The sequence below is a fragment of the Aporhodopirellula sallentina SM41 genome (genome assembly GCF_000346505.1).
GTDB lineage: Bacteria > Planctomycetota > Planctomycetia > Pirellulales > Pirellulaceae > Rhodopirellula > Rhodopirellula sallentina.
Window position 1 is genome coordinate 1 of the sequence record NZ_ANOH01000451.1, and the last position, 917, is coordinate 917.

At 55.7% G+C, this 917-nt stretch carries 2 protein-coding genes; both read right to left on the bottom strand.

Annotation, left to right across the window (positions count from 1 at the left end):
- Positions 1-209 precede the first annotated feature (209 nt).
- On the bottom strand, positions 210-494 hold the full coding sequence (locus tag RSSM_RS29550; protein ID WP_008688545.1) for a hypothetical protein: 285 nt from the start codon (positions 492-494) through the stop codon (positions 210-212).
- A gap of 161 nt (positions 495-655) precedes the next feature.
- Positions 656-917: peptide chain release factor family protein (locus RSSM_RS29555; RefSeq protein WP_236621479.1), on the bottom strand; the 262-nt coding region annotated here is incomplete at its 5' end.

A 917-nucleotide genomic window follows, 5' to 3' on the forward strand; every position in this document is an offset into this window, starting at 1 on the left:
CAACGGAAGGTTTTTACGACACCGCCCTGAACGAAGCGAACGATGTCTGAACTACGAGAGATTGTACCAACGCCAGCCCGCGTGACCAACCAAGGAAGGTGTGCCGAAGGCCTAGCGTAAAAACCATGTTGTCGGACCGTTGAACCGCCAGCCAGCATTCCAACACGCGACGCCCGCAAACGACCGCGCACAATCCGACGTCGGCGTCGCTATTCGATAATTTTACCGCACCAGAGAAAGTCAGCGAACATTCGCCAGCTTGGTTCGGTCTCCGGTGGCGACAATGGCCGGTCGTTGAAGTATTCGCAGGCGGCATAGAGGTAAGAGGAAATGTCGCCGTTTTGCCAATCGTGCGCACCTCCGAGCATGTAGCGCGTCGGTTCGTCGCGTTCGAGCTGCTGAGCGGCCTCGCGTTCGTCAGCCAAGGCGCGGACAAAAGCGAGAAACGTGTCGCGATCGTTAACGTTCTCCAGCAGGTCGTAGAGTTGCGACATAGAAATTTGAGGTCCGACAACGGAAGGTTTTTACGACACCGCCCTGAACTAAGCGAACGATGCTTGAACTACGAGAGATTCTACCACCAGAGGGCGGCTTGAACAAACGACAGCGGTGTGCCGTAGGCCTAGCGTAAAAACCATGTTGTACGACCGGGCAATCACGACTGGGTTCGCAGCAGTTCAACGAGACCGATCAATGCGATGGATTTGTTTTTGATTTGCGATGGGAAGTCATTGCATACGACCTCCGCGCCGGTTGCATTGTGCACAACCTTGACCGCAGCATCCTGCGCTGGCAGCCCGGCGTCGGCGCGAAAAGTGAGGGTTTGAACCTCGTCGGCCTCGAAAAGGCTCTCAAGTCTGGCGAGTACCGCGCGATCGAAGTCATCCATGTTTGAATCTGAGTCTCGGTAGGTCGTA